At 60.8% G+C, this 23,140-nt stretch carries 21 protein-coding genes and 1 tRNA gene; 5 read left to right on the forward strand and 17 right to left on the reverse strand.

The window, feature by feature from the left end:
• The first annotated feature begins 316 nt into the window (after positions 1–316).
• Positions 317–1,783 (forward strand): D-alanyl-D-alanine carboxypeptidase/D-alanyl-D-alanine endopeptidase, encoded by a 1,467-nt coding sequence (gene dacB, locus FO014_RS09485; protein WP_160029230.1) that lies wholly within the window; start codon positions 317–319, stop codon positions 1,781–1,783.
• A gap of 135 nt (positions 1,784–1,918) precedes the next feature.
• Here dacB and FO014_RS09490 read toward each other — a convergent pair.
• From FO014_RS09490 to FO014_RS09540, 11 genes are all read right to left on the reverse strand, one after another.
• Positions 1,919–2,013 (reverse strand) — tRNA-Sec (locus FO014_RS09490).
• 76 nt (positions 2,014–2,089) lie between these two features.
• Complete coding sequence (locus tag FO014_RS09495; protein ID WP_160029232.1) at positions 2,090–2,722, reverse strand: LuxR family transcriptional regulator; 633 nt, start codon at positions 2,720–2,722, stop codon at positions 2,090–2,092.
• A gap of 39 nt (positions 2,723–2,761) precedes the next feature.
• Complete coding sequence (locus FO014_RS09500) at positions 2,762–3,991, reverse strand: FKBP-type peptidyl-prolyl cis-trans isomerase N-terminal domain-containing protein (RefSeq protein ID WP_160029234.1); 1,230 nt, start codon at positions 3,989–3,991, stop codon at positions 2,762–2,764.
• Positions 3,988–4,395: a hypothetical protein gene (locus FO014_RS09505; protein WP_160029236.1), complete on the reverse strand. Its 408-nt coding sequence runs from the start codon at positions 4,393–4,395 to the stop codon at positions 3,988–3,990. The genes FO014_RS09500 and FO014_RS09505 overlap by 4 nt, the downstream gene beginning before the upstream one ends.
• Positions 4,385–6,151 carry a PglL family O-oligosaccharyltransferase gene (locus tag FO014_RS09510; protein ID WP_343039576.1) on the reverse strand — a complete coding sequence of 589 codons (1,767 nt, stop codon included), beginning with the start codon at positions 6,149–6,151 and terminating at the stop codon, positions 4,385–4,387. The genes FO014_RS09505 and FO014_RS09510 overlap by 11 nt, the downstream gene beginning before the upstream one ends.
• On the reverse strand, positions 6,117–6,668 hold the full coding sequence (locus tag FO014_RS09515; RefSeq protein ID WP_160029238.1) for a fimbrial protein: 552 nt from the start codon (positions 6,666–6,668) through the stop codon (positions 6,117–6,119). The genes FO014_RS09510 and FO014_RS09515 overlap by 35 nt, the downstream gene beginning before the upstream one ends.
• A gap of 52 nt (positions 6,669–6,720) precedes the next feature.
• The gene (locus FO014_RS09520) at positions 6,721–7,377 is read right to left on the reverse strand and encodes a fimbrial protein (RefSeq protein ID WP_160029240.1); all 657 of its coding nucleotides are present in this window, start codon (positions 7,375–7,377) and stop codon (positions 6,721–6,723) included.
• Between the two features lie 32 nt (positions 7,378–7,409).
• Entirely contained in the window at positions 7,410–8,171 is a 762-nt protein-coding gene (locus FO014_RS09525) for a fimbria/pilus periplasmic chaperone (RefSeq protein WP_160031391.1), read from the reverse strand.
• A gap of 25 nt (positions 8,172–8,196) precedes the next feature.
• Positions 8,197–10,761: an outer membrane usher protein gene (locus FO014_RS09530; protein WP_160029242.1), complete on the reverse strand. Its 2,565-nt coding sequence runs from the start codon at positions 10,759–10,761 to the stop codon at positions 8,197–8,199.
• Between the two features lie 46 nt (positions 10,762–10,807).
• Positions 10,808–11,353, reverse strand: a complete 546-nt coding sequence (locus FO014_RS09535) for a fimbrial protein (protein WP_160029244.1) — start codon at positions 11,351–11,353, stop codon at positions 10,808–10,810.
• Positions 11,354–11,416: 63 nt separating this feature from the next.
• The gene (locus FO014_RS09540) at positions 11,417–11,938 is read right to left on the reverse strand and encodes a fimbrial protein (protein ID WP_160029246.1); all 522 of its coding nucleotides are present in this window, start codon (positions 11,936–11,938) and stop codon (positions 11,417–11,419) included.
• A gap of 653 nt (positions 11,939–12,591) precedes the next feature.
• Between FO014_RS09540 and FO014_RS09545 the strand changes: the two genes are divergently transcribed.
• From FO014_RS09545 to FO014_RS09555, 3 genes are read left to right on the forward strand one after another with little or no spacing between them, the layout of a single operon-like run.
• Positions 12,592–12,912 carry a hypothetical protein gene (locus tag FO014_RS09545; RefSeq protein ID WP_160029248.1) on the forward strand — a complete coding sequence of 107 codons (321 nt, stop codon included), beginning with the start codon at positions 12,592–12,594 and terminating at the stop codon, positions 12,910–12,912.
• Between the two features lie 24 nt (positions 12,913–12,936).
• Positions 12,937–13,896, forward strand: a complete 960-nt coding sequence (locus FO014_RS09550) for a fimbrial protein (protein WP_246168110.1) — start codon at positions 12,937–12,939, stop codon at positions 13,894–13,896.
• Positions 13,897–13,909: 13 nt separating this feature from the next.
• Entirely contained in the window at positions 13,910–14,404 is a 495-nt protein-coding gene (locus FO014_RS09555) for a fimbrial protein (protein WP_160029250.1), read from the forward strand.
• A 20-nt stretch (positions 14,405–14,424) separates the two neighbouring features.
• Here FO014_RS09555 and FO014_RS09560 read toward each other — a convergent pair whose 3' ends face one another.
• Together FO014_RS09560 and FO014_RS09565 are read right to left on the reverse strand one after the other, a co-directional pair.
• Positions 14,425–15,765, reverse strand: coding sequence for an esterase-like activity of phytase family protein (locus tag FO014_RS09560; protein ID WP_160031393.1), 1,341 nt, complete (start codon positions 15,763–15,765; stop codon positions 14,425–14,427).
• Between the two features lie 91 nt (positions 15,766–15,856).
• Positions 15,857–16,969: a cyanate transporter gene (locus FO014_RS09565; protein ID WP_281354974.1), complete on the reverse strand. Its 1,113-nt coding sequence runs from the start codon at positions 16,967–16,969 to the stop codon at positions 15,857–15,859.
• Between the two features lie 218 nt (positions 16,970–17,187).
• Here FO014_RS09565 and FO014_RS09570 point away from each other — a divergent pair, with 218 nt between their 5' ends.
• Positions 17,188–18,042 (forward strand): LysR family transcriptional regulator, encoded by an 855-nt coding sequence (locus FO014_RS09570; protein WP_160029254.1) that lies wholly within the window; start codon positions 17,188–17,190, stop codon positions 18,040–18,042.
• 6 nt (positions 18,043–18,048) lie between these two features.
• On the opposite strand, the gene xylR is transcribed toward FO014_RS09570, so the two are convergent.
• From xylR to xylF, 4 genes are all read right to left on the reverse strand, one after another.
• Positions 18,049–19,227, reverse strand: a complete 1,179-nt coding sequence (gene xylR, locus FO014_RS09575) for a D-xylose utilization transcriptional activator XylR (RefSeq protein WP_160029256.1) — start codon at positions 19,225–19,227, stop codon at positions 18,049–18,051.
• A gap of 89 nt (positions 19,228–19,316) precedes the next feature.
• Complete coding sequence (xylH, locus tag FO014_RS09580; RefSeq protein WP_160029258.1) at positions 19,317–20,501, reverse strand: xylose ABC transporter permease XylH; 1,185 nt, start codon at positions 20,499–20,501, stop codon at positions 19,317–19,319.
• Complete coding sequence (locus FO014_RS09585) at positions 20,479–22,020, reverse strand: xylose ABC transporter ATP-binding protein (protein WP_160029260.1); 1,542 nt, start codon at positions 22,018–22,020, stop codon at positions 20,479–20,481. Before FO014_RS09585 ends, xylH begins: the two co-directional genes overlap by 23 nt.
• Before the next feature lie 22 nt (positions 22,021–22,042).
• The gene (gene xylF, locus FO014_RS09590; RefSeq protein WP_160029262.1) at positions 22,043–23,041 is read right to left on the reverse strand and encodes a D-xylose ABC transporter substrate-binding protein; all 999 of its coding nucleotides are present in this window, start codon (positions 23,039–23,041) and stop codon (positions 22,043–22,045) included.
• Positions 23,042–23,140 lie beyond the last annotated feature (99 nt).

Genomic DNA, 23,140 nt, shown 5'->3' on the forward strand with positions numbered 1-23,140 from the left:
ATTTCAAAATGCATCTAATTAAACTGTTATTAATAATAGAGTGTGGGTTTTAATGGGGAGTAACGATAGCTTTGGCTTTGTTTATTGTCAACACGACACATTAAAAATATTAACATTAAATTAAAGGTTATTTCACAAAAAATAGTTCACATTCAAATATTATTATCTGGATTATTTTGTGGTTCTTATTATTGTTTTTTTTATTATATCGACGAGCGAAGATCGTTGTTCCGTGCAGGGAAAACAGGACGTCTTCGTCTTCCAATGATAGCCTGAGCGACAATTGGGTTTTAATAGCGCAAAACAGGGAGATGACATGTTGAAAACCGCAGGCTGGCTGCTGCCCGCCATCGTGGCGCTGGTCGGGTGTTCGTCATCCGGCGCACGCCATGGACAAACCCTCAGCCAGGCGCTGGCGGCCATCGGCCATGACAAGGCGCTTGCCGGGGCGTCGAGCGGCGTGATGGTACGCGACGCCGACAGCGGCAACCTGCTGTATCAGGCGCACGCGGATCGGCGACTGGTGCCGGCCTCCAACATGAAAATGTTCACCTCTCTGGCGGCGTTCGACATACTGGGGGCGGATTACCGCTTTGCAACCCGGCTGCTAACCACCGGCAAACAGCGCGGCGACACGCTGCAGGGGGATCTCTATCTGCAGGGCAGCGGCGACCCGACCTTGCATCCGGACGATCTCGATACCTTCGCCGCGGCGCTGGCGCAGCGCGGCATCCGCCATATACAGGGGCGGATGTTACTGGACACCAGTGCGTTCGATAAGACGCCATTCGGTGCCGGCTGGAGCTGGGACGATGAACCCTTCGCCTTCGCTGCGCCAATCTCAGCGCTGAACTACGCCTTTACCCCCGGCGGCGATATCAACGTGGTGCGGGTGGATGTACTGCCGGGCGCCCGCGCCGGCGCGCCAGGACGGGCAAGCTTCTATCCCGCCAATGACTCGGTGACGCTGGTCAACCACACCACCACTGGCGGCGATACCGCGCTGACGTTAGAGCGCCGGCCGGGCAGCAACCGGATCGTGGTCAGCGGCACTATCGCCGCGCAGGCGGAGACCAGCTCGCGGTTGACGACCGTCGATCAACCGGCCTTCGTCGTCGGCGCCTTATTGCAAAATGCACTGCGCGCGCACGGCATCACCCTGCGCGGCGGTATTGAAGAGGCAGTGACTCCCGCCGGTGCACAACTGCTGGCCGAAAAGACCTCGCCATCGCTCTCCCGGCTGATTGTCACCTTCCTGAAAGTGTCCAACAACGGCTACGGCGAGATATTGACCAAAGCAATGGGCCACAAGACGCAGGGCAAAGGAGATTGGGCCAGTGGTCTGCGGGCGATAAGCCATTTTGTGCAAAACCAGGGCATTGAGGCAGGCGCATATCGCCAGGTGGACGGTTCCGGGCTGTCGCGCATGAACCAGATCACGCCGCAGCAGCTGACGACGCTACTGCTGGCGGCCAGAAAACAGCCGTGGTTCGCCGACTGGTACCACGCCTTGCCCGTCGCGGGCGAGCCAGAATTGCTGGTGGGCGGCACGCTGCGCAACCGCATGGAGAAAAGCGCGGCGGCGGGGCGCGCCCATGCCAAGAGCGGTTCCATGACCGGGGTATCGTCGCTCAGCGGCTATGTCGATTCGGCGACCGGGCGGCCGCTGGTGTTCGCTATCATCAGCAATAACTATCTGGTGCCCGGTGCGGAGGTGAAAGCGCTGGAAGACCGCCTGGTGGAGACGCTGGCGGCCTGTGACGCCACGGTGATATGCCGCTGAGAACGCGGCGTCAGTCGCGTGTGGCGATGTCGGCGGAGACGCCGGACGGCCGACAACACATACGGACGGAAAGATAGGCAACTAACTGATTTTACTTGTTTTAATGGATTTCACAGGAACAGCCTAGACAAGCTTTGGCGGAAGATCACAGGAGTCGAACCTGCCCGGGACCGCTGGCGGCCCCAACCGGATTTGAAGTCCGGCCGCCCCACCGGGGACGATGATCTTCCGTAGACATCGCAGCAAGGGGGCGGATTATAGCGCGAATTGCGGCCGCGCGCTAAGCGGCAATTTGTGGCCGCCGCGTCAGCTCAGACGCTCGTCAAACGGCCGCTCGCCGATAAACCCCTGCCGCAGCCAGTCATACAGCTCAGCATTGCGCTGAAACCCCATTTTATGCATCACGTTGATCTTATGCTGGCTGGCGGTTTTAACGCTGATCGCCAGCCGCCGGGCGATCTCCGTGATTCGCATCTCCTGGCGCAGGCAGAGCATGATTTCCCGCTCGCGAACGGTCAGCGCATAGCGCTGGCAAGGGCAATGCTCTATCACATACGGCCGCACCGGCGGCGCGATACGCCGCTGCAGCAGCGCGTTTTCCACCTGCCGCAGCGCGGCGTCGATCGGCATATTCTGCACGATCACCCCGGCCTGCAGGCGGCAGTCGGGCCGCACATCGGCGTGGCCGTAGCCCTGCGGCTGCCGCACGGCAAAATAGAGCGACAATGCCGACGGCCGCTTTGCCGCATACTGGCAAAAACAGCTCGGGCTGCCGGGCGGAAAATAGTGGAACAGCAGGTCAGCCAGATACGCCTGCGGCCCCTCCAGCACGCGGGTTTCCACGCCGGCGGCGTAAAAACGCGCGGTCAGCGCTTTTTGCAGCCCGGCGGCAAAATAGCGGTTGTCGTCCAGTACGGCCAGTGTCGTTACGACATTCATCTCTGCTCTCCTGCGGTTTGCTTCCCGTTTTGCACACCCTTAGTCATCCGCCACCGACTGTGGCGCCCGCACCCGGCTGTTGTCGATGCGCAGCTCGTACACCATGGTGGCATTCGGCGGCACCTTCGGCGGATAGCCGGTCTCGCCGTAGGCCAGCGCCGGCGGCACCACCATGGTGATGCTGCCGTGGTCGCGCAGCTGGCCGATCGCCTCACGGAACAACGGCGGAAAACCGGACAGCGGCAGCGACAGCACTTTGCCGTTCAGATCCATATCCTGGATCACCGTGCCGTCCGTCAGTTTTTCCTTTACCACCACGTCGATCACCGCATCCTGCGGTAACGCCCGGTCGCCGGCATAATCCACCCGGTACCAAAAACCCGTCGGCGAACGCTGTACGCCCGGCCGTTTGCTGAACTGCGCCACATAGGCCCGATCCCGCTGCTGCTGCGCGTTGACGATACGCTCCCGCGCTGCGCCAGCCGTCTCATCGGCCTTGGCCATCAGCGCATTCAGCTCCTGCTGTGGCAGCCGTTCACGCCCTGTCAGGTTATCCAGCACGCCGGCCAGCAGGCTGCGTCGATCCACCGGCACACCCCAGCTCTGGCGCTCCGTCAGCATGGTCTGAATATCGCGCCCCAGCGCGCTGCCCGCCGCGTAGGACAGGCGGTTATTCTCGTCCTGCAGCTGCTCTGGCGTAATGCTCCACTGCGCCTGCGTCTGCTGCTGTTGCCGCCATGCGCCACTCTCTTTGGCAAAGCGTTGTTCCTGTTCCCGCCGCTTCTGCGCCTCCTGCGCCACCTGCTGCTGCGCCTGCTTGACCAGCTCAGCGGCACGCCGGCTATCCGGCGTGCCCTGCCAGGCGCGCCGCAGCCCGGCCAGCCACTGCTGCAGCGGAGTGAGATCGGGCAGCGCCGCCGGGGCCGGCGTCTCATGCGCTGCGGCGCGCAACGCGGCGTTCTCCTGCCGCAATACCTGCAGCTCCAGCCGCTGTCGGGCCAGTTGCTCATCACGTTCCAGCAGGCTGCGGCGCGGCCTCAGCGTCACGGCGGCAGGGGGTGCGGGTTTTACGCTAGCGGTGGTTTTCGCCTTATGCGGCGATGACGCGGGCGGTGTTTTCCGCGCCGCATCCGGCGTCGTATCGCTGCGCTGTTGATACTGCTCGGCAAACTGCAGCAGGGCGGGAATGCCGTCATCGGCCAGGGCGTGCCGGGGCAGCGCACAGGCCGCCAACGCCAGCCACGCCGCCACGGACACTCGGCGCGTCATTTAACCTGCTCCCCGCGTTCAGCCAGCCCGATCAGCACCGCCTGTTCGATCTCCGCACACAGCCGACTGACCTTATAGCGATACAGCGCATCCACCGTCTCCTGCGTATCGTCGTTCACCCGGGTACGCAGGCCGGCGTACTGCGACGCGCCGCTCATCAGGCTGTCGAAAGCACGCTGGTTGTCCTGATAGCGTTCAGGGGTGATTTTTTGCAGCGCCGCCAGTTCTTGCTGGCACTGTTGTAAACGCGTTGCCTCGCGCTGCTGACGCTGTGTCTCTACGGACGGAGCCGGTTGTGGCTTGTCGGCCGCTTTGGGTTTGACGTTCTGGCAGGCCGTAGCGCCTAACAGCGCCAGTATCAGAATGCCCGCCCGGACGCCCAGGCGCACAGAGTTATCGGTCATGGTTGTTTTGCTTCCTTTCATGGTTAAACGTAACCTGCCGCGGGCCGGAAAAACGCCGGTCGGCGGGGAACAACAGCGCGGCGGCGGTGCGGTATTGCTCGGCCTCGGCGTCGTGTCGCTGGTAACGTAAAATGGCGATCAGGTTGGCGTAGACATTGGCGTCGATACGTACCTTCAGATAGCGCCTGGCCCAGTCGCGGTACCGCGCCAGTTCGCGCTCATCGCGCATCTGGTTGTAGGCCAGCAGGCGGTGCGTCTGTAAATCAAACTCCCGCCGCGGCTGCTGGCTCCAGGCGACAACGGGCGACATCTCACGCAGCGGACGCACATCGCGCAGCCCGCCACGTTCCGCCTGCGTCAACAGCCAACCCGCGCGCAGCGCCGCCAGCATCAGCACCAGTCCGCCCACGCACAGCAGCGTAATACTGAGACGCAGCGGCACAGTGCGGCGTATCGTCAGCGCGACGCGGCTGCTGCTCAGGCGATCCAGCTGCGCCAGCAGCAGCGTAAACAGCAGCCAGTGCAGGGCCGAAAGATAAAACGGGTACTCCAGCTGGCTGTGCAGCAGCATCGGCAGCAGCGCCAGACACAGCGCCGTCGCCTCGCCGGCATGGCGACGGCGGCAGGAGAAAGCACGACGGTCAACGCGTAGCGCCTGCCGCAACAGACGCGCGCCGCCCAGCAACAGCAGACCGATGCCCGCCAGCGCCACCAGACCGCCCTCCACCCACCACAGCAGGATCTCATTGTGCGGATGACCGGCAATCTCCAGCACCGGCGTCGGCGGCAGCTGGGCAATACGAAAGTGCTGAAACGCATACTCAAACTGGCCGTAGCCCCAGCCGAACCCGGGCTTAGCGGCGATCATTTTCAGCGTGTCCTGCAGCATGGCGATCCGCGCCTGATTCGACAGCGCATGAGACACATAACGCACCCCACCCGCATCGCCCAGCCACAGCAGCACCGCCGTACCGAGTGCCCCGCCCAGCAGCACCGCCAGCCCTGCCCGGAGCAGCCGGGCGGCGCAGACGCGGCGGAACGCCAGCCAGAACCCCACCAGCACCAGCATCCCCCCCAGCCAGCCAGCGCGCGACTGCACCCACACCAGCAAAGCGGCCAGCAGGACCAGCAGCATCGCCAGCCCCGTTTGTCTGGCGCGCTCCGCCCGCGCCGAGCGCAGCACATAGCCCGGCAGTACCGCCAGCATCAGCGCCAGCGCCAGGCCGGTGGCGATAAAACTGCCCAGCACGTTCGGCTGCTGGAAGATGCCGAAGACGCGTCTGCCGCGCAGCGGCACCCAGCTCCAGGCGGGCCAGAACAGCTGCAGCAGCGCAATCAGGCTCTGGCCGATGACCAGCGCCAGCAGCAACGCAATCAGCGCCGTACGCCAGCGGAAGGCAAGGCGCACCTGCAGCCAGCCGCAGTACCAGGCCCCGCCGGCCAGCAGCGCACTCACCCGCCATGTGGCAGCGGCGTAACCGTCCGGCGGCGCATAGGCCAGCGGCAACGCCAACAGCGCGATGCCCGGCAAAAAATACGCCGCGCTGCGGCTCAGACGCCATGTCCGGCGGGCGGGCTGCCGCCAGCAAATCAGCAGCAGCATCGTCGCCATCAGCGCGTAGGCCAGCGCATTAAGCGGAAGCTTCAGCCCGCTGCCGCCCATATTGGGCAGATAGCACAGCGAGGCGGCCAGCAGGGCGAGAAAACCCGCCGCCAGCGCGTTATTCGTATTCCAGACTAAAGGTGGCCGTCGCACTGAATTCCCCGCGTCCGATGGTTTTGTCGGCAATCGCCTGTGGTTCGCCCCGCACATAGGCCTGCAGCGCAATCAGGTTGCTGCCCGCAGCCAGGCGATATTTTTTACTGGCGTCATTGAGCGGCAGCGCCGTACCGTCGAGGTTTTCCAGCCCGATGGCGACGCCGGAGGCGCTGCTGCCGCCGTCCAGCGCCAGCAGCCCCGGCAGCCTGGCGTTCTCGGTGCCGCTGAAGGTCACCGCCACCGTATTGCCCAGGCTAAGATCGCACTCCGCCAGATGCAGAGAAAACGGCTGGCTGAGCGTCCGGCCGTTCAGATACAGGTACTTGTCGACAATGGTGCCGAAATCGAGCCGAATCAGCTCCTCGCCCGGCGGGATCACGCAAGGTTCCGCCACCAGCGTGCCCTCAAAACGCATGTTCTCATCCGCCGCCGCCGGCCTGGCCGCCAGCCCGCCCAACATCAGCACGCCGGCCGCCAGCAGCGCGCCGCGCCGTCTTCCCACGGTGGTACTCATGGTCGCCTCCCTTAATTGGCATAACACCGCACCGCCTTGCGCACGATGCATATCAGTCGTAATACAGGCGAAAATCGATGGTGGCGCGATAGGCGCCGACGCCCAGCGTCGCCGGCGTACGCACCGGCGTGACGGTATAGGTCAGCGTGTTTTGCCCCGGCGTCAGCAGCCGCGGTGTGTTGCGCGCCCCCAGCCGCACCGGCGCGCCGGCATCGTCCGCCAGCCGCAGCGCCAGCCCGCTGACGCCGCTCACCCCGATCAGCGACGGCGCATCCGCATCGGCAGGCGCGGTAAAACTGACCGACACCGCCGGCTGGCTGCCGCTCCAGGCCAGCGCGCCACCCCACGGATCGCGATTGCTGGCCGGCGCGCGCAGGCAGTCCTTCAGCCGCAGCTGAAAAGCCACCGGCGTGCCCCGGTCGCCCGGGTGCTGAAAACCGGCGCTGCCCAGATCGCCCAGCCAGACCTCCTGCCGCGCCGTCTCCATCTCCAGACTGCAGGCGCTTTCACTCAGCGCGCCGTGCACGTGCAGCACGCCGCTTGCCCCCTCGACGTCCCAGTTATCCACCGCCTGCACCGAGGGCATCAGCAGCACCATCACACCCGCCGTCAGCGGCAGCATCATCGCCGCCGCCACCGTCAGGCCAATCAGCCGCCGCTGGTAGCGGATAAAAGCCTGGCCGGACAACTTCTGGCTCTTGCGTCGCATTGTTATTGTCTCCGCTGTATTGAAAACGCCGGTTACTGCTTGTCCGCCACCGTCAGGCAAAGGTTGCCCGTACAGCGGAAGACCAGCTGCGGACGGCCGCCGTAGTCATTGATATAGGTCAGTACCGGGCTGGTGCCGATCGCCGAAGCGGACACGCCGAGGGGCGCGCTGCCTTTCGGCGCCACCATCACCGGCTCAAAACCGGCGACGCTCTTACCGCCCTTGCGCGTCGCGCCGTCCACCAGCGTCACGTAGTAAGGCGTCGGGTTTTTCACCACATACTTGTCGCCCTGACGAGTCAGCGTCAGCAACTGCTGACTGGGCGCCGCATTCTTCTGCGGCGCGACGGCCGCCGGGCGGTAGAACATTTTGATCCGCGTCTGCAGCGCGATCTGCAGGGTATTGGGCTTGTTGCTGCGCGGCGGTATCTCACGCAGGTTGAAGTAGTAAAGCGTCTCGCGATCCTGCGGCAGCAGTTTGGCCGCCGGCAGCGCCTGAATCTTCACCTGGCTGGGCTTGCCCGGCTCAACCCGCTGTACCGGCGGCAGCACCGTAAACGGCGATTGAATCTTGTTGCCCTGCTCATCCTCGATCCAGCCCTGGGCCAGATAAGGCAGTTGTTTGTTCTGATTGCTGATATTCAGGCTGACCGTCTTCTGGTCGCCGTCAAAAATCACCCGCGTGCGATCCAGCGCAATCGCGCCCTGCGCCGGCGCGGCCGCCAGCAGCGCGGCAATCACAAGCGGTGCGCCCAATACGGCGATATTCAGTCTGGTTGGAGTCTGGTTAAGCATTGTTTTCACAGTTATCAGTCCGTTATCAGTGACCGTGCGCCGCAGCGCCGGTCTGGTCATCGGGTCGAGGGGTATCCTGTGCGCCGACAGGGCGGCAAGGCAGCAGCAGGTTATTCATCAACATATCGGCCGGCAGCGGCATCGGCAGATGCACCTCGCACTGCGCCGCGCCGTTCCAGTGCACCGTCATCGCCTCTCCCGGATTAATCCCGGACAGGTAAACGCTGCCGCCGTCGTTGACGATGCCGGTTTCCTGCTGACGCGCATTCATCACCGTGGCGCCGAACGGCGGTTCGCTGCCGTCCGCCAGTTTGATAATCGCCATCGCTTTCTCACCGGCGATCACCGCAAAACGCCGGTAGCCGATGGCGCCTTCGGTCAGGGTGGCCTGCACCACCGAACGCGTCGCCTCCACCTTGTCGCCCAGCGCGTTGAGATCGATGCTGGCCTTATTGCGGTAATAGCTGTTTACATCCGTCACCACGGCCTGACCAAAGCGGTTGGTCGCCACCGTGCTGCCGTAGCCACGCACCGGCACATCGGGCACCCCGTCGGTATCCAGCAGCAGCCGGGTGCCGCCCGGCGTCGCGATGCGGTGCAGCGCCGCGCCTTCCGCCGTGATCGTCATCCCGCCCTGCGCGGCCAGGCCGACGGCGCTGTAGCGGCCGGCCTGGTAGCTGGCATTGGCGTTCACCTGCGCCATATCGCCTTCGTGGCTGTAGTAGCCGCTGAGCGTCGCCCCGCTGCGCCCGGCGCCGGCGCTCAGCTGATAGTTGTCGTGTTCATTCACCCGGTCGTAGTAACCGACGCGGTGCGTGTTGTCGTTCCGGTCGATCGTGGTGTTGTAGCTGATCGTGCCGCTGCTGCCCCACGGCACCGACAGCGACAGGTACATGCCGTCGTCATTGCGCGCGTTATAGCGGTTGCGGTAGGCCGACAGCGACAGGCTCAGGTTTTTAAACTCGCCCAGATCGAAATAGCGCGACAGCATCAGGTTGTAGCGGTCGTTCGCCGCCCGATCCCAGTAGGTCTGATGGCTGTAGTTGAGGTAGGCGCTCAACCCCAGATCGCGAAACTGTTTATTGAAAGAGAGGGTGTACATCTCCTTGCTCTTGCCGTTGCGATCCCCCTGATAGCGGACGTCCAGGTACTCCCCCATGCTCATAAAGTCTTCCTGGGAGAAGCGGTAACCGGCGAAGGTGACCTGGCTGTCATACTCATCAAAGTTTTTCGAATAGCTCAGGCGGTAAGAGCCGCCGCTTTTGACCCCTTCCTGCGGCAGTCTGGCCCGCGACTGGGTGACGTCGAAGGAGAGCGCCCCCAGCAGCATCAGATCGCGTCCCAGCCCCAGCGACAGCGCGTTGTAGTCCCCGCCGCCGATGGCGCCGCCGTACAGCGACCAGCCGTTGCTGATCCCCCAGGAAAACTCGCCGGTGCCGAACAGCGGCCCGCGCAGATGGTGCCCCCACTCCGTCGGTTTGCCGGCGGCCAGCTTGTAGCGCACCCTGCCCGGCCGCGTCAGATACGGAATGCTGGCGGTATTCATCTTGAACTGCTGCACGCTGCCGTCCTGCTCTTCCACCCGCACGTCCAGCTCGCCGGACACCGCATCATTAATGTCCTGAATGAGGAACGGGCCGGCGGCCACCTGGGTTTCATACAGCACGCGCCCCTGCTGGCTGACCACCACCTTGGCGTTGGTTTTCGCTACGCCGCTGATTTCCGGCGCGTAACCGCGCAGATTCGGCGGCAGCATATTGTCGTCCGAACGCAGGCTGGCGCCGGTAAAGCGCAGGCTGTCGAACAGATCGGAATTCAGATAGTCCTCCCCCATCGTCAGGCGGGAGCGCAGCGCCGGTATCGCCCGGTAGGCGTAATAGCGGCTCCAGTCGAACTGCTTGTCGCTCGCCTTGCCCGAGCCGGTCTGGTGGTTAACGCTGGCCTGCCAGTCGGCGCGCAGGCGCCAGGCGCCCAGGTTGCCGCCGGCGGTGCCGTTGCCGCTCAGGCTGTAACCGTTGCCGCCCGCCTTCAGGTTCTTTTGCGTTTGCGCATTGAGGTTGTAATCCAGCAGCAGCCCCGGAATACCGTCATCCCAGCGCGACGGCGGATCCCAGTTTTCCGAGCTGTATTCCAGATAGGCCTGAGGAATGTTGAGATACAGCGACGAAGAGCCTAAATCGCCGCGCGCCTCCATACCGGCCAGACTGCGTAAATCCAGACACTGCCCGCCGTGTGTCCAGCGCAGCGTACTTTCCAGCTTTTCTTTTACGCCCAGCTGTTTGACCAATGCCGGCGACAGGCACACTTCACTGCCTTTGGCATTATTTTCTGGTGCGACAAAAACGATCGGCTGCTCCGGCAGATCGTTTTTATTTACGTGAACCGCCATGGTGTAATTACCCGGCATAATGTAACCGCTGCGGGTAAACTGGCTCAGATCGATATTCTGACGATCGTTAACATCTAATACATCGGTATTAAACTGAATTTCTTCAGCGGCAAACAACCACGTTACGGGGCTGCCAAACGCCAAAGCAACGCACAGCCTCAGTGTTTGCAGGCGAAATAACTTCCCTGCCGGTGAAAGCATAATAAACATCCCTTCAACATGTATTAACCGTCAGTACGACAAGAAATCAAAAGTAATCCAGCTTAAAACGCACTGTGGAAAAATATGCTCCCGCCTTCAGTGGCTGGTGATTCGGCATTAATGTCATTGAATATTTCAGCACGCGGTTTCCCGGCGTTACGCTTTCCTGCGCCAGAGGTTCTCCGGGGATCACCACATTGCCGTTGCTATCATCAATTTTTAACGCGACGCCCCGGGCTTCGCCCTGCACGCCGAATAGCGTGCCGTCCGCATGGCCGTCGAACGTCACCTGAAAAAACTTCCAGTCAGGTTTATTTCCCGGCCTCTCTACGACGCAATTCACCAATTCGATACTGAACGTTTTCGTTATTCCCCGACCGTCGCGCATCATCTGCCCCAGTGGCACCGTCTCCATATCGATGGTCTGATCGCGGCTGCCGGCGGCAATCGCACAAGCGGTATCGATAATGGCGCCGTGCATATTGACCTGGCCCCGGCCCTGCTCGGCAGGCGCGGCGCGGCCCATGGCGGAAAACAGCGCGCAGCTGGCCAGCAAAACAAATGCGCCGGCCTGGTTCCGTTGTGACAACATCGCGGCATTCCTTTGACGGGAGATAACGGCCGGGCATGGTGACATGCCCGGCGACGCTATGACTTACTGATAAGCCAGGGTGAAATCGGCCACGGCAGAGAAATCGCCCGGAACCACGGCGGCGGAAGCGCCTTCACCTTGCAGGTAGGCAGCAAAATGCAAGGTGTTATTACCTTCATTCAGCTTCTGCGCCGTAGTGGCTTTACCCAGCTCAACGGCTTTACCGCCGTAAGTGATGGCAACGCCGGCACCGCTGGCGGTACCCGTAATGCCCAGCAAATCTTTATTGGTCGGCGACGCTGAGCCGGTAAAGGTGGTGGTGACGCTCTTCAGCGTGGCGATATCGCACTGCTCCAGCTTGATATCAAACGAACGCGGATTGGAAGAGCCGCCGTTTTTCAGCGCCACGTTGGACACCTGGCCCAGGTCAACGGTCTGGTCGAGAGATTCAGGGGCGATGGAGCAAGGCGCATCAATAATGGAACCAATAAAGTTAACTTTACCGTGCCCCTGATCGGCAGCGTGAGCGAAAGAGGTTGCGCCAATTGCCATCACCGCGGCCAGCATGATTTTATTAAGTTTCATAGAACCTATATTCCTTATAAGAAGAGAATGCACATATCCAATAAATAAAGAGCAGACCACGCCGGAAATTTACCGAAAGATAAATAACGCGCTCTGATTCTTTAGCATTTTATGAGTAGTCAACGTACCTAAACCAAAGGTATAACGGAAAAACATTACCGCTGCATAAAAGGTAAAAAAGTGAAGAAAACCCGCTGTGACTTCATAAAATTCACATTAAATTACAATTCAACTTTACCCGGCAGCCCCTTATGGCTGGTGACGATTATTCTGGCAAATAGCCCACATTAAAAAAAGTGTTTTCTAGTTAAACCGCAATATTCGCAATATATTTCCTTTATCCGGTAAAATTATTGTTATTTTTAGCGCCATAGATCGTAAATTATATAAAACTAGAATAATATCCTGTTTTTTATTATTTCGCGAACAATGAGATCTAAAATGCGGCCATTTTGAATATAATAAACCAAAAATTGGCTTTATCTGATGCTTTGCGCGGGTCTTTCCCCGTCGCAACGCGATCGCTAACGCCATAAATAATCGCCATTACATACCGTTAATCTTTTGCTTTAACTGGGTTTTATCCTATACACAGCATATAGATAAGCACCGCCATACCCGGGTAAAGCTATAAAGAAGTCCGAGGAGATACTATGGAAGTGTTATCGCCCAAAAAGAAGGAAATACGGCAGCTAAAACAGCGGCTGTTGTATGCATTATTGACGTTATCTCCCCCGTTAACTCAGGAGAACGAACTGCCTCCACAGCATGAATGGCTATCTACTCGGCAACTGGCGGAATATATAAATGAAGGTGTGTACAGAGCCAGGAATTTATTACTGGAAATGGTCGCTAATGGCGACGCCATTGTCAGCCACGGTTCGGTAAAAAACTCGCTGAGATGGTATCCCGCCGCCACGGAGCAACAAAGGATGGTTGCCGCACGCCGCAAAAACGGCGCGCGTACTTTTTAATGACTAAACATTTGGGATACAACAGTGAAAATTTTTGTTTTTTTATTATGCTGCCTGGCGCCGTTGCTGCTGGTCGGCAAGGCGCAGGCGTTTACCTGCCGGACTTCCGACGGCGGTTATATTCTCCCGGGCGGCTCGACAGCGCCCGTTGATGTACGGGTGCGCATCGGGCCGCAGCTGTCGTACGGTAAAAACGAGATCGTCAACGTCAGCCAGGTCACCTGTAAAAACGACACGGCCAGTTGGATCGACTATCTAAAAACCGACAGCCCGGCGTTAACCATGAACAACGCAATTTTTGGCGGCATCAGCAACGGCACCACCATTAACGGCGCCGACTATAACTCGCCGGTGCCGGCGGGCATTAGCGTGATGGAGCTGACCAACCTGAACCAGCAGACGGTGAATATCCGGGTTTATATCGTGCTGAGCCGCTTCCCCACCCCGGATATTAAAATCAACAAAGGGGACATCATCGGCCAAATCAATTTCAGGCAGACCAACGACCGGCCGAACTGTCCGAAATGCGGCCCCTACCGCTGGCGCCTGATTGCCGATAACGACGCCTACTTCGTGACTACCAGCTGCACCATTAACAACGGCCAGCAGATTAACGTCGACTTTAATCAGATACGTCAGGACTTTCTGACGCAGAACGTCACGGATGCGCAAATCAAGCAGGACAAGGCGATCAGCTATCAGTGCGACGATCACAGCGCCACTCAGGATGTGCTGATCAGACTGGTCAGCGACGCCACCGGGTTTTCGCCGGACTTTATCAAAACCAGCAACGCCAACGTGGGCGTCGCCATGGTGTATAAAGACGCGGTGATCAAACCCAACAATGCTTTCCGCACCCGGATCGTCAACGGCATGGGCAGCGACACCCTCACCTTTGTGCCGGTAAAAAATAATGTGCCTTATACCAGCATCGCCACCGGGCCGCTGTCCGGTTCAGCAACGCTGATTTTCAGCGCGCCTTGAGGACGCTCCCGCCATGACATGCATTGGAAGAACATTGGCCGCCGGCCTGCTGAGCGCGCTATCCGGCTACGGCGCTTTCGCCGCCGATCAGGGGACGCGGGTCAGCATCACCGCCACGGTGGTGGCGCCGCCGCCCTGTGAGATTAACGACGGACGCACCATCGACGTGGACTTCGGCAAGGTCGGCGTAAACCGCATCGACGGCAGCCGCTATATGCAGCGGCTGAGCTACAGCGTGCACTGTGAGTTCCTCGACCCCGCCAGACAGCTGAAGATGAAAATCGTCGGCACCGGCGCGGCATTTGACGCCAACGTGCTGCACACCAGCATCAACGGTCTCGGCATTAAACTGCTGGCGGATGGCAAGCCGTTTAACCTCAACAGCGCGCTCAATATTGATTACACCACGCTGCCTGTGCTGGACGCCGTGCCGGTCAAATCCGCTGCCGCCACGCTGACGGAAGGGAAATTCACCAGCGGCGCCACCATGCAGATCGACTATTTTTAACGGCGCGCGCCGGCCGTAATTTATGGCGTTAGCAGTTGCGGTACGTCCAGCAGGATAAACTCACTGTCGTCCGCCTTATTCGGCTGGCGGCTGGAGGAAAACGGGAAGTTGTTATCGTTGCCGACGATGATATGGCGCTCGTCCACCACATCGACGTTTTCAATGGTAAAGAACGGGAAGGTCAGCACGCCGTTATTCAGCGGCTTGCGCGCCAGCTTGTTCGGGTCCTGGATCTTCAGCAGGTCGATATAGGCCTGCTTCTCCACCGGTTTGCCGACGTTGGCGTCAGAAAACGCGATGCGGTACACCCGTTTGAACTTCGCCACCTGGCTGAAACAGTTCTCCGTCGGCGCGCCGACGGCGCAGGCCTGGTCCGCCGTGCCTTCGCCGTTATCTCGTTCAATCACCAGCCCGTGCGTGGCGTCGATCATATTAAAATCGCCGATCGCATGGGCGTTATCCTCCAGCACGTACTGCCAGCTGCGCCCGCTCCACTGTTGCCGCTTAACGTCAAACTCCAGCACCCGCAGATAGCGTTTGCCGTCGACCTGTTCGAAATCTTCGCCGTCCCACAGCGCCCCTTCCAGCAGCGGGTACAGCTTGCTGCCGTCTTTAGACAGCGCCATACCTTCAAACCCCTTGGAGCGCGCCACCTGGAAGTTCTGTTTGCCGTCCGGCGCGCCCGGCAGCGTCAGGGTCGGGTTGTCCGGCGATTTCACCACCTTGCCGCTCACCTGGGTGTCGAACACCGCCAGAATCTTACCGTCCAGCGTGGCCTTGATCAGATAGGGGCCGAACTCATCGCCGATCCATAGCGCATTATCGGCGAACTGGAAGCCTTCCGGATCGAAATCGCTGCCGGTCAGATAGCGCGTGTCGGTGCTTTCGTTAACGATATGAAACGGCACTTTCTTGTCCGGATCGTGCAGAAATACCGTGTTTAACGGCTCCACCGCGCCGGTTTTAAAATCGATGCGGTAGTGGCTGAGATACAGCATCGCGTCCGGTGAGTTGGCCTTGCTGCCGAAGCCGTTATCGGTCAGCACCCAGTAACTGCCGTCCGGCATATGTTTAATGCCGGAGTGCCCCTGACGCGGCTGGCCGTCGATCGGCAGGCCGATGCCGGTAGGACGATCGGCCGACAGGCCGGCAACGCTGCCCGGCGCGCTGACCCGCTGGCCGCTGGTGTATTTGCCGCTCTGGCGCAGGTCCGCCGGCGCGTCGTCCGGCGGCGTCACCGTGCTGCTGACCGGCAGCAGCGCATGGCCGGCCAGCTGCGCATCGACCTCCTGCTGCGCCCACAGCGTCGTGCTGCACAACATACTGGCGAACAGGCATGCCAGAGGCGTGGTTTTCATCATTGTTTTCATTGTCATTTTCCGTCTCCCTGATGAGGTGGTCTACCCGGAGGTAAAGGCACCGTCACTATAGGCAGCCGCAATGACAGAAATATTACCCGCCGCCACTCTGCCGGTAGCTGCGCGGATGGAAGCGCGCCGTCAGCGCCATCAGCAGCAGCACCAACAGCGTATGCAGCTGCCAGTCGAGCAGGAAACCGCCGCTGTAGTCACGCAGCAGGCCGGAAATATACGGCGCAACGCCCGCCAGCAAAAAGCCGATGCCCTGCATAAAGGCCACCAGCCGCCCGGCCGCCGCCGGCTGCGGCAGGTGATCCAGCGCCAGCACCAGACACAGCGGAAACGCCCCGCCGAGGCCGACGCCGGCCAGCAGCGCCCACAGCCACGGCGTCTGCAGCGGCCAGCCGATCAGGCCGATAAACCCGACCAGCTGCATGATCAGCGCCGCCCACAGCAGCGGACGACGATCGTGACCACGCGCCAGCGCCGGCAGCGCCAGCGCGCCCGCCACCTGTCCCAGCGTCATCAGCGCCAGCAATACGCCGCTGGCCTGCGGCTGCCAGCCAAGCTGCATATAGTACGGCGGCAGCCAGGCGATCAGGCTGGCGTAGCCGCCGTTAATCAGGCCGAAGTAAATCCCCAGCAGCCAGGCGCGCGGGCTGCGGAACAGGCTGCCCGCCTGCCTGCCCGCCGGCGACGTCAGCCGCCCCAGACCGCGGCTCGCCCACAGCCAGACCACCAGGGCCGCCAGCGCCGGCAGCGCCCACCAGGCCAGCGCGCTGTGCCAGTCGTGGCCGCGGTTCAGCCACGGCGTCACCGCCGCCCCCAGCCCGCCGCCGCCCATTAATGCCGCCGACCATAAGCCGGCCACCAGCGCCATCCGCTTGAGAAAATGGTGTTTGATAATGCCCGGCATCACCGCCTGTATCACGCCGATACCCAGCCCGCCCAGCACCGCGCTGAGCAGCAGCTGCACGCTGTCCGGCGCCAGTTCGCGCCACAACGCCCCCAGCGCAATCGCCAGCAGGCTCAGCAATACGCTGGCGCGTTCGCTCAGCAGGCGGTTGACCCACCCGCCGGCCAGCGCCATCAAGCCCATCATCAGCACCGGCAGCGCGGTCAGCAATGCGGCGCCGCCAAAGCTCAGGCCGGTGGCCTGACGCAGCGTGGGCAGCAGCGGGCCGACGGAGGTTAACAGCGGACGCATGTTGAGGCCGATCAGCACCAGCGCCCATAACAAAGGATGAAACCAGCGGCGCGCGACTGGCGCCTGATCCGCCGGCTGAGAGTGATTTTCCACCATGGATTCCAGTCTGTGAATACGGAAGGAGGGCCGTCACAACGCGGTGACGGCAACGTTGCCTCACTGTAGAAAATGCCGTTAGTATTTGGAAATTAAATAATGGAATGGTCAGCAGTGACAAAATGAATCGTTATCCGATGTTCAACCCGCAGCTGCTGCTCAGCTTCGTTGCCGTATGCGACAGCAGCAGCTTTACCCGCGCCGCCGAGCGGGTATGCCTGTCGCAGTCGACCGTCAGCCAGCAGGTGCGCCGGCTGGAAGAGATGCTCGGCAAGCCGCTGTTTGAACGCTCCTCCCATCAGGTACTGCTGACCGAAGAGGGCGTAAAACTGCTCAGCTACGCCCGGCGCATTATCGCACTGAACGAAGAGGCGCACGATGCGCTGACCGGCATCTGGCGCGACGGCGTACTGCGCCTCGGGGTGCCGGAGGACTTCGCCGCCTCCACCACCGAGCTGCTGGCCGACTTCAGCCGCGAGCACCCGCACCTGCGGCTGGACGTCACCAGCGGTCTGAGCGCCGATCTGCACCATGCCTACGGCCGTGAAGAACTGGACCTGATTCTGGTGAAACAACGCCGCAGCCAGCCGCCGCACGCCGCGCGGCCGGAGCCGCTGCTGTGGCTGGACAGCCTGGCCTTTCCCGCCATTGAGCAGTCGCCGGTGCCGCTGGCGGTGTTTCCACTCAACGGGCTGTACCGCGACCAGCTGTGTCAGGCGCTGGACAACCTCGGCAGACGTTGGCGCATCGGCTACAGCAGCGCCAGCCTGGCGGCGCTGACCGCCGCGTCCGCCGCCGGACTGGGCGTCACCCTGCTTCCCGCCGGCTGCCGGCTGCCGAGCCACCGCGTGCTGGGTGAGGCTGAAGGGCTACCGCCGGTGAATGATTTCGAGCTGGCGCTGTATTACCGCGACAGCGCCCCCGCCGCCGCCGGCGCGCTGGCGCAGCGGCTGACGACGTTTTGCCGGCTGGCGTAAGCGGCATCAGCAGGCCGTTTCGGCGTATTTTTCCCGGTACTCTTTCGGCGTCATAGCGTCGCCCTTGCGGAACACCGAATAAAAATATTGCAGCGACGGGTAGCCGCACATCTGTGAAATCTCATTGATCGATAACGCGGTCGTCGCCAGCAGGTTACGCGCCCGCTCCAGTTTCTCGGCGTGGATCGCATGGTGAATCGTCTGGCCGGTTTCCTCTTTAAAACGCTTCTCCAGATTGGAGCGCGACAGCCCCACCGCATCCAGCACCTGTTCCACCTTGATGCCACGGCAGGCATGATGGCGGATATAGTGCATCGCCTGAATCACCGCCGGATCGCGCAGCGAGCGGTAATCCGTCGAGCGCCGTTCGATCACTTTCAGCGGCGGCACCAAAATGCGCTGCAGCGGCAGCTCACGCTGTTGTAACAGGCGGTGCAGCAGCTTGGCGGCGTGGTAGCCCATCTGCCGCGACCCCTGCGCCACCGAAGAGAGCGCCACGCGCGACAGATAACGCGTCAGTTCTTCGTTATCGATGCCGATCACGCTCAACTTCTCCGGCACCGGAATCGCCAGATGTTCGCACACCTGCAGCAGATGGCGGGCGCGCGCATCGGTCACCGCAATAATGCCGGTCTGCTGCGGCAGGGTCTGCACCCAGTCCGCCAGCCGGTTCTGCGCGTACTGCCAGTTTTCCGGCGCGGTCGACATCCCCTGATACACCACCCCCTGATACTGTTCCTGCGCCACCAGCCGGCGAAAGGCATGCTCGCGCTCCTGCGCCCAGCGTTTGCCGCCTTCGGGCGGCAGGCCGTAAAACGCAAAGCGGTTCAACCCCTTTTCCTTCAGGTGCATAAACGCCGCTTCCACCAGCGCATGATTGTCGGTGGCGATGTAGTGCACCGGCGGGTAGTCGTCGTCACGGTGATAGGAGCCGCCGACGCCGACAATCGGCACCTGAACGTTATCCAGCAGCCGTTCAATCTCGCGGTCGTCAAAATCGGCGATCACCCCGTCGCCCAGCCACTCTTTAATGTTGTCGATGCGGCAGCGGAAATCTTCTTCAATAAAAATATCCCAGTCGCACTGCGACGCCTGTAAATATTCGCCCACCCCTTCCACCACCTGGCGGTCATACACCTTATTCGCGTTAAATAACAATGTAATACGGTAGCGTTTTTCGAACATGTGATATCCCCGGAAAACAAACCACTCCCTGAATAGCACAGCCGTTCAGAGAGCAGTAAAAATGCGGCGAGATTTGTGAGGTAAAACGTCTACGCGCGCCGCTTGGTGGCGGAATCCATCCACACCGCCAGCAGCAGGATCGCCCCTTTGACGATATACTGCCAGAAGGTGGGCACGTCCAACATGCTCATGCCGTTATCCAGCGATGCCATGATAAACGCCCCCAGCACCGCGCCGGCAACGCTGCCGACGCCGCCCGCCAGGCTGGTGCCGCCAATCACGCAGGCGGCGATGGCGTCCAGCTCGGCAATATTGCCCGCCGATGGCGAGCCGGCCCCCAGCCGGGAACTGAGGATCAGCCCGGCGATCGCCACCATCAGGCCGTTAATGGCGAACACCGCCAGCTTGGTGCGCTCCACATTCACCCCCGACAGCCGCGCCGCGTCGATATTGCCGCCGATGGCGTAGATGCGCCGGCCAAACGCGGTGCGGGTAGCCATAAATATCCCCGCCAGCATCAGCGCCGTCAGAATCAGCACCGGCGTCGGCACCCCGCGATAATCATTCAGCAGGTAGATAGCCCCGAGCACCACCACCGCCATAATGCTCTGCCGGGCGACGGCGCCGCCGGCCGCCGGCAACGGCAGCCCGAGCTGCGCGCGTCTGCTGCGTCGCCGCCACTGCCAGATGACGAACAGCGCCAGCCCCAGCGCGCCGACGCCGAACCCCAGGCCGCCGGGCAGATAGCTCTGACCAATCTGCGACATCGCGCCGCTGGTCGGCGCAACGGTGGTGCCGTTGGTAATGCCGACCAGAATACCGCGGAACGCCAGCATGCCTGCCAGCGTAACGATAAAGGAGGGTACTTTACGGTAGGCTACCCACCAGCCGTTCCACGCACCGAGCAGCAAGCCGGCGAGCAGCGTCACCGCGACGGTCAGCGGCAGCGGCCAGCCGAGCCAGACGTCAAAAATCGCCGCCGCGCCGCCCAGCAGCCCCATCATCGAACCGACCGACAGATCGATTTCCGCCGAGATAATCACAAACACCATGCCGACCGCCAGAATGCCGGTAATCGCCGTCTGGCGCAGCAGGTTGGAAATATTGCGCGCGCTGAGATACGCCCCTTCGGTGGTGAAGGTAAAGAACAGCAGAATGACGGCGATCGCCGCCAGCATCACCAGCACCTGCAGGTTCAGTGACCTCAGCGGCAGCAGCGCCTTTTTGGCGGGCGCAGACGGCAGGCTTGCCTCAGACAGCGTGTTTTTCGACATGTTTTTCACTCCTCAACGCGGCTTCCATCACCTGTTCCTGGGTCAGATTGCGGTTTTCCAGCGAGGCTTTGATTTTCCCCTGGTGCATCACCAGCACGCGATCGCTCAGGCCCAGCACTTCCGGCAATTCGGATGACACGACGATCACCGCAATGCCCTGCTGCACCAGCTGATTGATTAATTTGTAGATTTCGTATTTTGCGCCGATATCGATACCGCGCGTCGGTTCATCCAGAATCAGGATTTTCGGGTTCAACAACAGGCACTTGGCGAGGATCGCTTTTTGCTGGTTGCCGCCGCTCAGGCGACCGATGGCCAGCTCCGCCGATGCGGTTTTCACCTTCAGCCGCGCCAGCGACTGTTCAATGGTCACCTGTTCCCGCGCCTCGTCCAGCGCCGACAGCGGGCCGCTGAAGTCACCCAGCGCCGCCAGCGTCATATTCGCACCGACCCCCATCACCGGCACGATGCCGTCGCGTTTGCGGTCTTCCGGCACCATGGCGATACCGTAGCGCATCGCCTGACGGCAGTTGCCAATCGTCGCCGCCTGCCCCTCGATCGTAATGTTCCCCTGCCAGCGCCCGGGATAGGCGCCGAACAGGCACTGCATGGTTTCGGTACGCCCGGAGCCGACCAGCCCGGCGACGCCGAGAATTTCCCCGCGCCGCAGCGTAAACGACACGTCGTCAACCCGGCGGATATGCCGGTTAACCGGGTGCCAGGCGGTCAGATTATCAACCTGCAGCACCACTTCGCCGATCGTGTGCGGCGCCTGCGGATACAGCTCGGTCAGTTCGCGGCCGACCATCATGGCGATAATCTCCTCCTCGCTCATGTCGGCTGCCGGACGGGTGCCGATGTGCCTGCCGTCGCGGATCACGCAGATCAGATCCGAGATCGCCTTCACTTCGTTCAATTTATGGGAAATATAAATACAGGCGATGCCGCGATCGCGCAGATCGCGCACGATCGTCAGCAGCGTGGCGGTTTCGCTTTCGGTCAGCGAGGCGGTCGGCTCATCCAGCACCAGCAGGCGCACCTGCTTGTTCAGCGCCTTGGCGATCTCCACCAGCTGCTGCTGGCCCAGCCCCAGTTCGCCGATGCGGGTATCCGGGTCCACCGCCAGCTTGACCTGCGCCAGCAGGCGCTGGCAGCGCTGATACATGGCGTCATAATCCATCAGGCCATAGCGCCCCCACTCGCTGCCGAGAAACATGTTCTCCAGCACCGTCATCTGTTTGACCAGCGCCAGCTCCTGATGAATGATGGCGATACCCTTTTTCTCGGTATCGCGAATGGTTTTCGCCGTTATTAACTGGCCGGAAAAATAAATATCGCCCTGATAACTACCGTGCGGATATATTCCGCACAGCACCTTCATCAAGGTGGACTTCCCCGACCCATTTTCACCGCACAATGATAAAACCTGGCCGGATTCAAGTTGCAGACTGATATTATCCACCGCTTTTACCGCGCCAAATTGCTTCGTGATTTCCTTCATTTTCAATAAACAGGACATAACGACCTCCGTACGGCGGCGTTTATTTACCCAGATCGGATTTTTTATGGAAACCATCGGCGACTATCGTGCTGTCGATATTCGATTTATCGACGGAAATAGGCGTCAATAGCCAGGCCGGCACGTCTTTAGTACCGTTATTTAATTTGGCGTTGGATTTCGGCTGTTCGCCACGGCCCATTTGCACCGCAATATTGGCGGCCTCATCGGCCAATTTACTGATAGGTTTGTACACCGTCATGGTCTGGCTGCCGGCGATAATACGTTTGACCGCCGCCAGGTCAGCATCCTGCCCGGAGATCGCCACCTTACCCGCCAGCCCCTGCGCAGCCAGCGCCTGGATCGCGCCGCCGGCGGTCGCATCATTGGACGCCACCACCGCATCGATATGGTTGTTATTGGCCGTCAGGGCGTTCTCCATGATTTTCAAGGCGTTTTCCGGCAGCCAGGCGTCCACCCACTGATCGCCGACCACGTTGATTTTGCCGCCGTCAATCAACGGTTTCAGCACGTTCATCTGCCCCTGACGGAACAGTTTGGCGTTATTGTCCACCGGCGAGCCGCCCATCAGGAAGTAATTGCCCTGCGGCACGCGCTGCACCAGGCTCTGCGCCTGCAGTTCGCCCACTTTCTCATTATCAAACGAGATATAAAAATCGATGTCCGCATTATTAATCATGCGGTCGTAGGCCAGGACTTTGATCCCTTCGCGCTTCGCTTCGCCGATGACGTTGCTCAGCACCTGCCCGTTATAAGGAATGATCACCAGCACATCGACGCCGCGGTTGATCATGTTTTCAATCTGCGCCATCTGGGTTTCTTCATTACCGTTGGCGGACTGCACAAACACTTTCGCTCCCTGCGATTCGGCTTTTTTGACAAAAATATCGCGGTCTTTCTGCCAGCGCTCCAGGCGCAGATCGTCAATCGCCATACCAATCTTAACGTCTTTACTGAACCCCGGCTGGCTGGCCAGCGCCAGCATGGCGCAGGCGGAGAGGAATAAGTGCTTAAATTTCATCTTATATACCTTCTTTATTGAAATTGTAGGGTAATAATTGAAACGAGTTTTTATGGCACAACGTCCCGGGAATTGTTGTCGCTTACCTATCGCTCAGCA

Source organism: Serratia rhizosphaerae (assembly GCF_009817885.1).
Lineage (GTDB): Bacteria > Pseudomonadota > Gammaproteobacteria > Enterobacterales > Enterobacteriaceae > Serratia_B > Serratia_B rhizosphaerae.

What these genes read in the sequence shown, in the direction of transcription:
- dacB (WP_160029230.1), top strand. Translation starts at nt 317, where the DNA reads ATGTTGAAAACCGCAGGCTGGCTGCTGCCCGCCATCGTGGCGCTGGTC.
- FO014_RS09495 (WP_160029232.1), bottom strand. Translation starts at nt 2,722, where the DNA reads ATGAATGTCGTAACGACACTGGCCGTACTGGACGACAACCGCTATTTT.
- FO014_RS09500 (WP_160029234.1), bottom strand. Translation starts at nt 3,991, where the DNA reads ATGACGCGCCGAGTGTCCGTGGCGGCGTGGCTGGCGTTGGCGGCCTGT.
- FO014_RS09505 (WP_160029236.1), bottom strand. Translation starts at nt 4,395, where the DNA reads ATGACCGATAACTCTGTGCGCCTGGGCGTCCGGGCGGGCATTCTGATA.
- FO014_RS09515 (WP_160029238.1), bottom strand. Translation starts at nt 6,668, where the DNA reads ATGAGTACCACCGTGGGAAGACGGCGCGGCGCGCTGCTGGCGGCCGGC.
- FO014_RS09520 (WP_160029240.1), bottom strand. Translation starts at nt 7,377, where the DNA reads ATGCGACGCAAGAGCCAGAAGTTGTCCGGCCAGGCTTTTATCCGCTAC.
- FO014_RS09525 (WP_160031391.1), bottom strand. Translation starts at nt 8,171, where the DNA reads ATGCTTAACCAGACTCCAACCAGACTGAATATCGCCGTATTGGGCGCA.
- FO014_RS09530 (WP_160029242.1), bottom strand. Translation starts at nt 10,761, where the DNA reads ATGCTTTCACCGGCAGGGAAGTTATTTCGCCTGCAAACACTGAGGCTG.
- FO014_RS09535 (WP_160029244.1), bottom strand. Translation starts at nt 11,353, where the DNA reads ATGTTGTCACAACGGAACCAGGCCGGCGCATTTGTTTTGCTGGCCAGC.
- FO014_RS09540 (WP_160029246.1), bottom strand. Translation starts at nt 11,938, where the DNA reads ATGAAACTTAATAAAATCATGCTGGCCGCGGTGATGGCAATTGGCGCA.
- FO014_RS09545 (WP_160029248.1), top strand. Translation starts at nt 12,592, where the DNA reads ATGGAAGTGTTATCGCCCAAAAAGAAGGAAATACGGCAGCTAAAACAG.
- FO014_RS09555 (WP_160029250.1), top strand. Translation starts at nt 13,910, where the DNA reads ATGACATGCATTGGAAGAACATTGGCCGCCGGCCTGCTGAGCGCGCTA.
- FO014_RS09560 (WP_160031393.1), bottom strand. Translation starts at nt 15,765, where the DNA reads ATGATGAAAACCACGCCTCTGGCATGCCTGTTCGCCAGTATGTTGTGC.
- FO014_RS09565 (WP_281354974.1), bottom strand. Translation starts at nt 16,969, where the DNA reads ATGCGTCCGCTGTTAACCTCCGTCGGCCCGCTGCTGCCCACGCTGCGT.
- FO014_RS09570 (WP_160029254.1), top strand. Translation starts at nt 17,188, where the DNA reads ATGAATCGTTATCCGATGTTCAACCCGCAGCTGCTGCTCAGCTTCGTT.
- xylR (WP_160029256.1), bottom strand. Translation starts at nt 19,227, where the DNA reads ATGTTCGAAAAACGCTACCGTATTACATTGTTATTTAACGCGAATAAG.
- xylH (WP_160029258.1), bottom strand. Translation starts at nt 20,501, where the DNA reads ATGTCGAAAAACACGCTGTCTGAGGCAAGCCTGCCGTCTGCGCCCGCC.
- FO014_RS09585 (WP_160029260.1), bottom strand. Translation starts at nt 22,020, where the DNA reads ATGTCCTGTTTATTGAAAATGAAGGAAATCACGAAGCAATTTGGCGCG.
- xylF (WP_160029262.1), bottom strand. Translation starts at nt 23,041, where the DNA reads ATGAAATTTAAGCACTTATTCCTCTCCGCCTGCGCCATGCTGGCGCTG.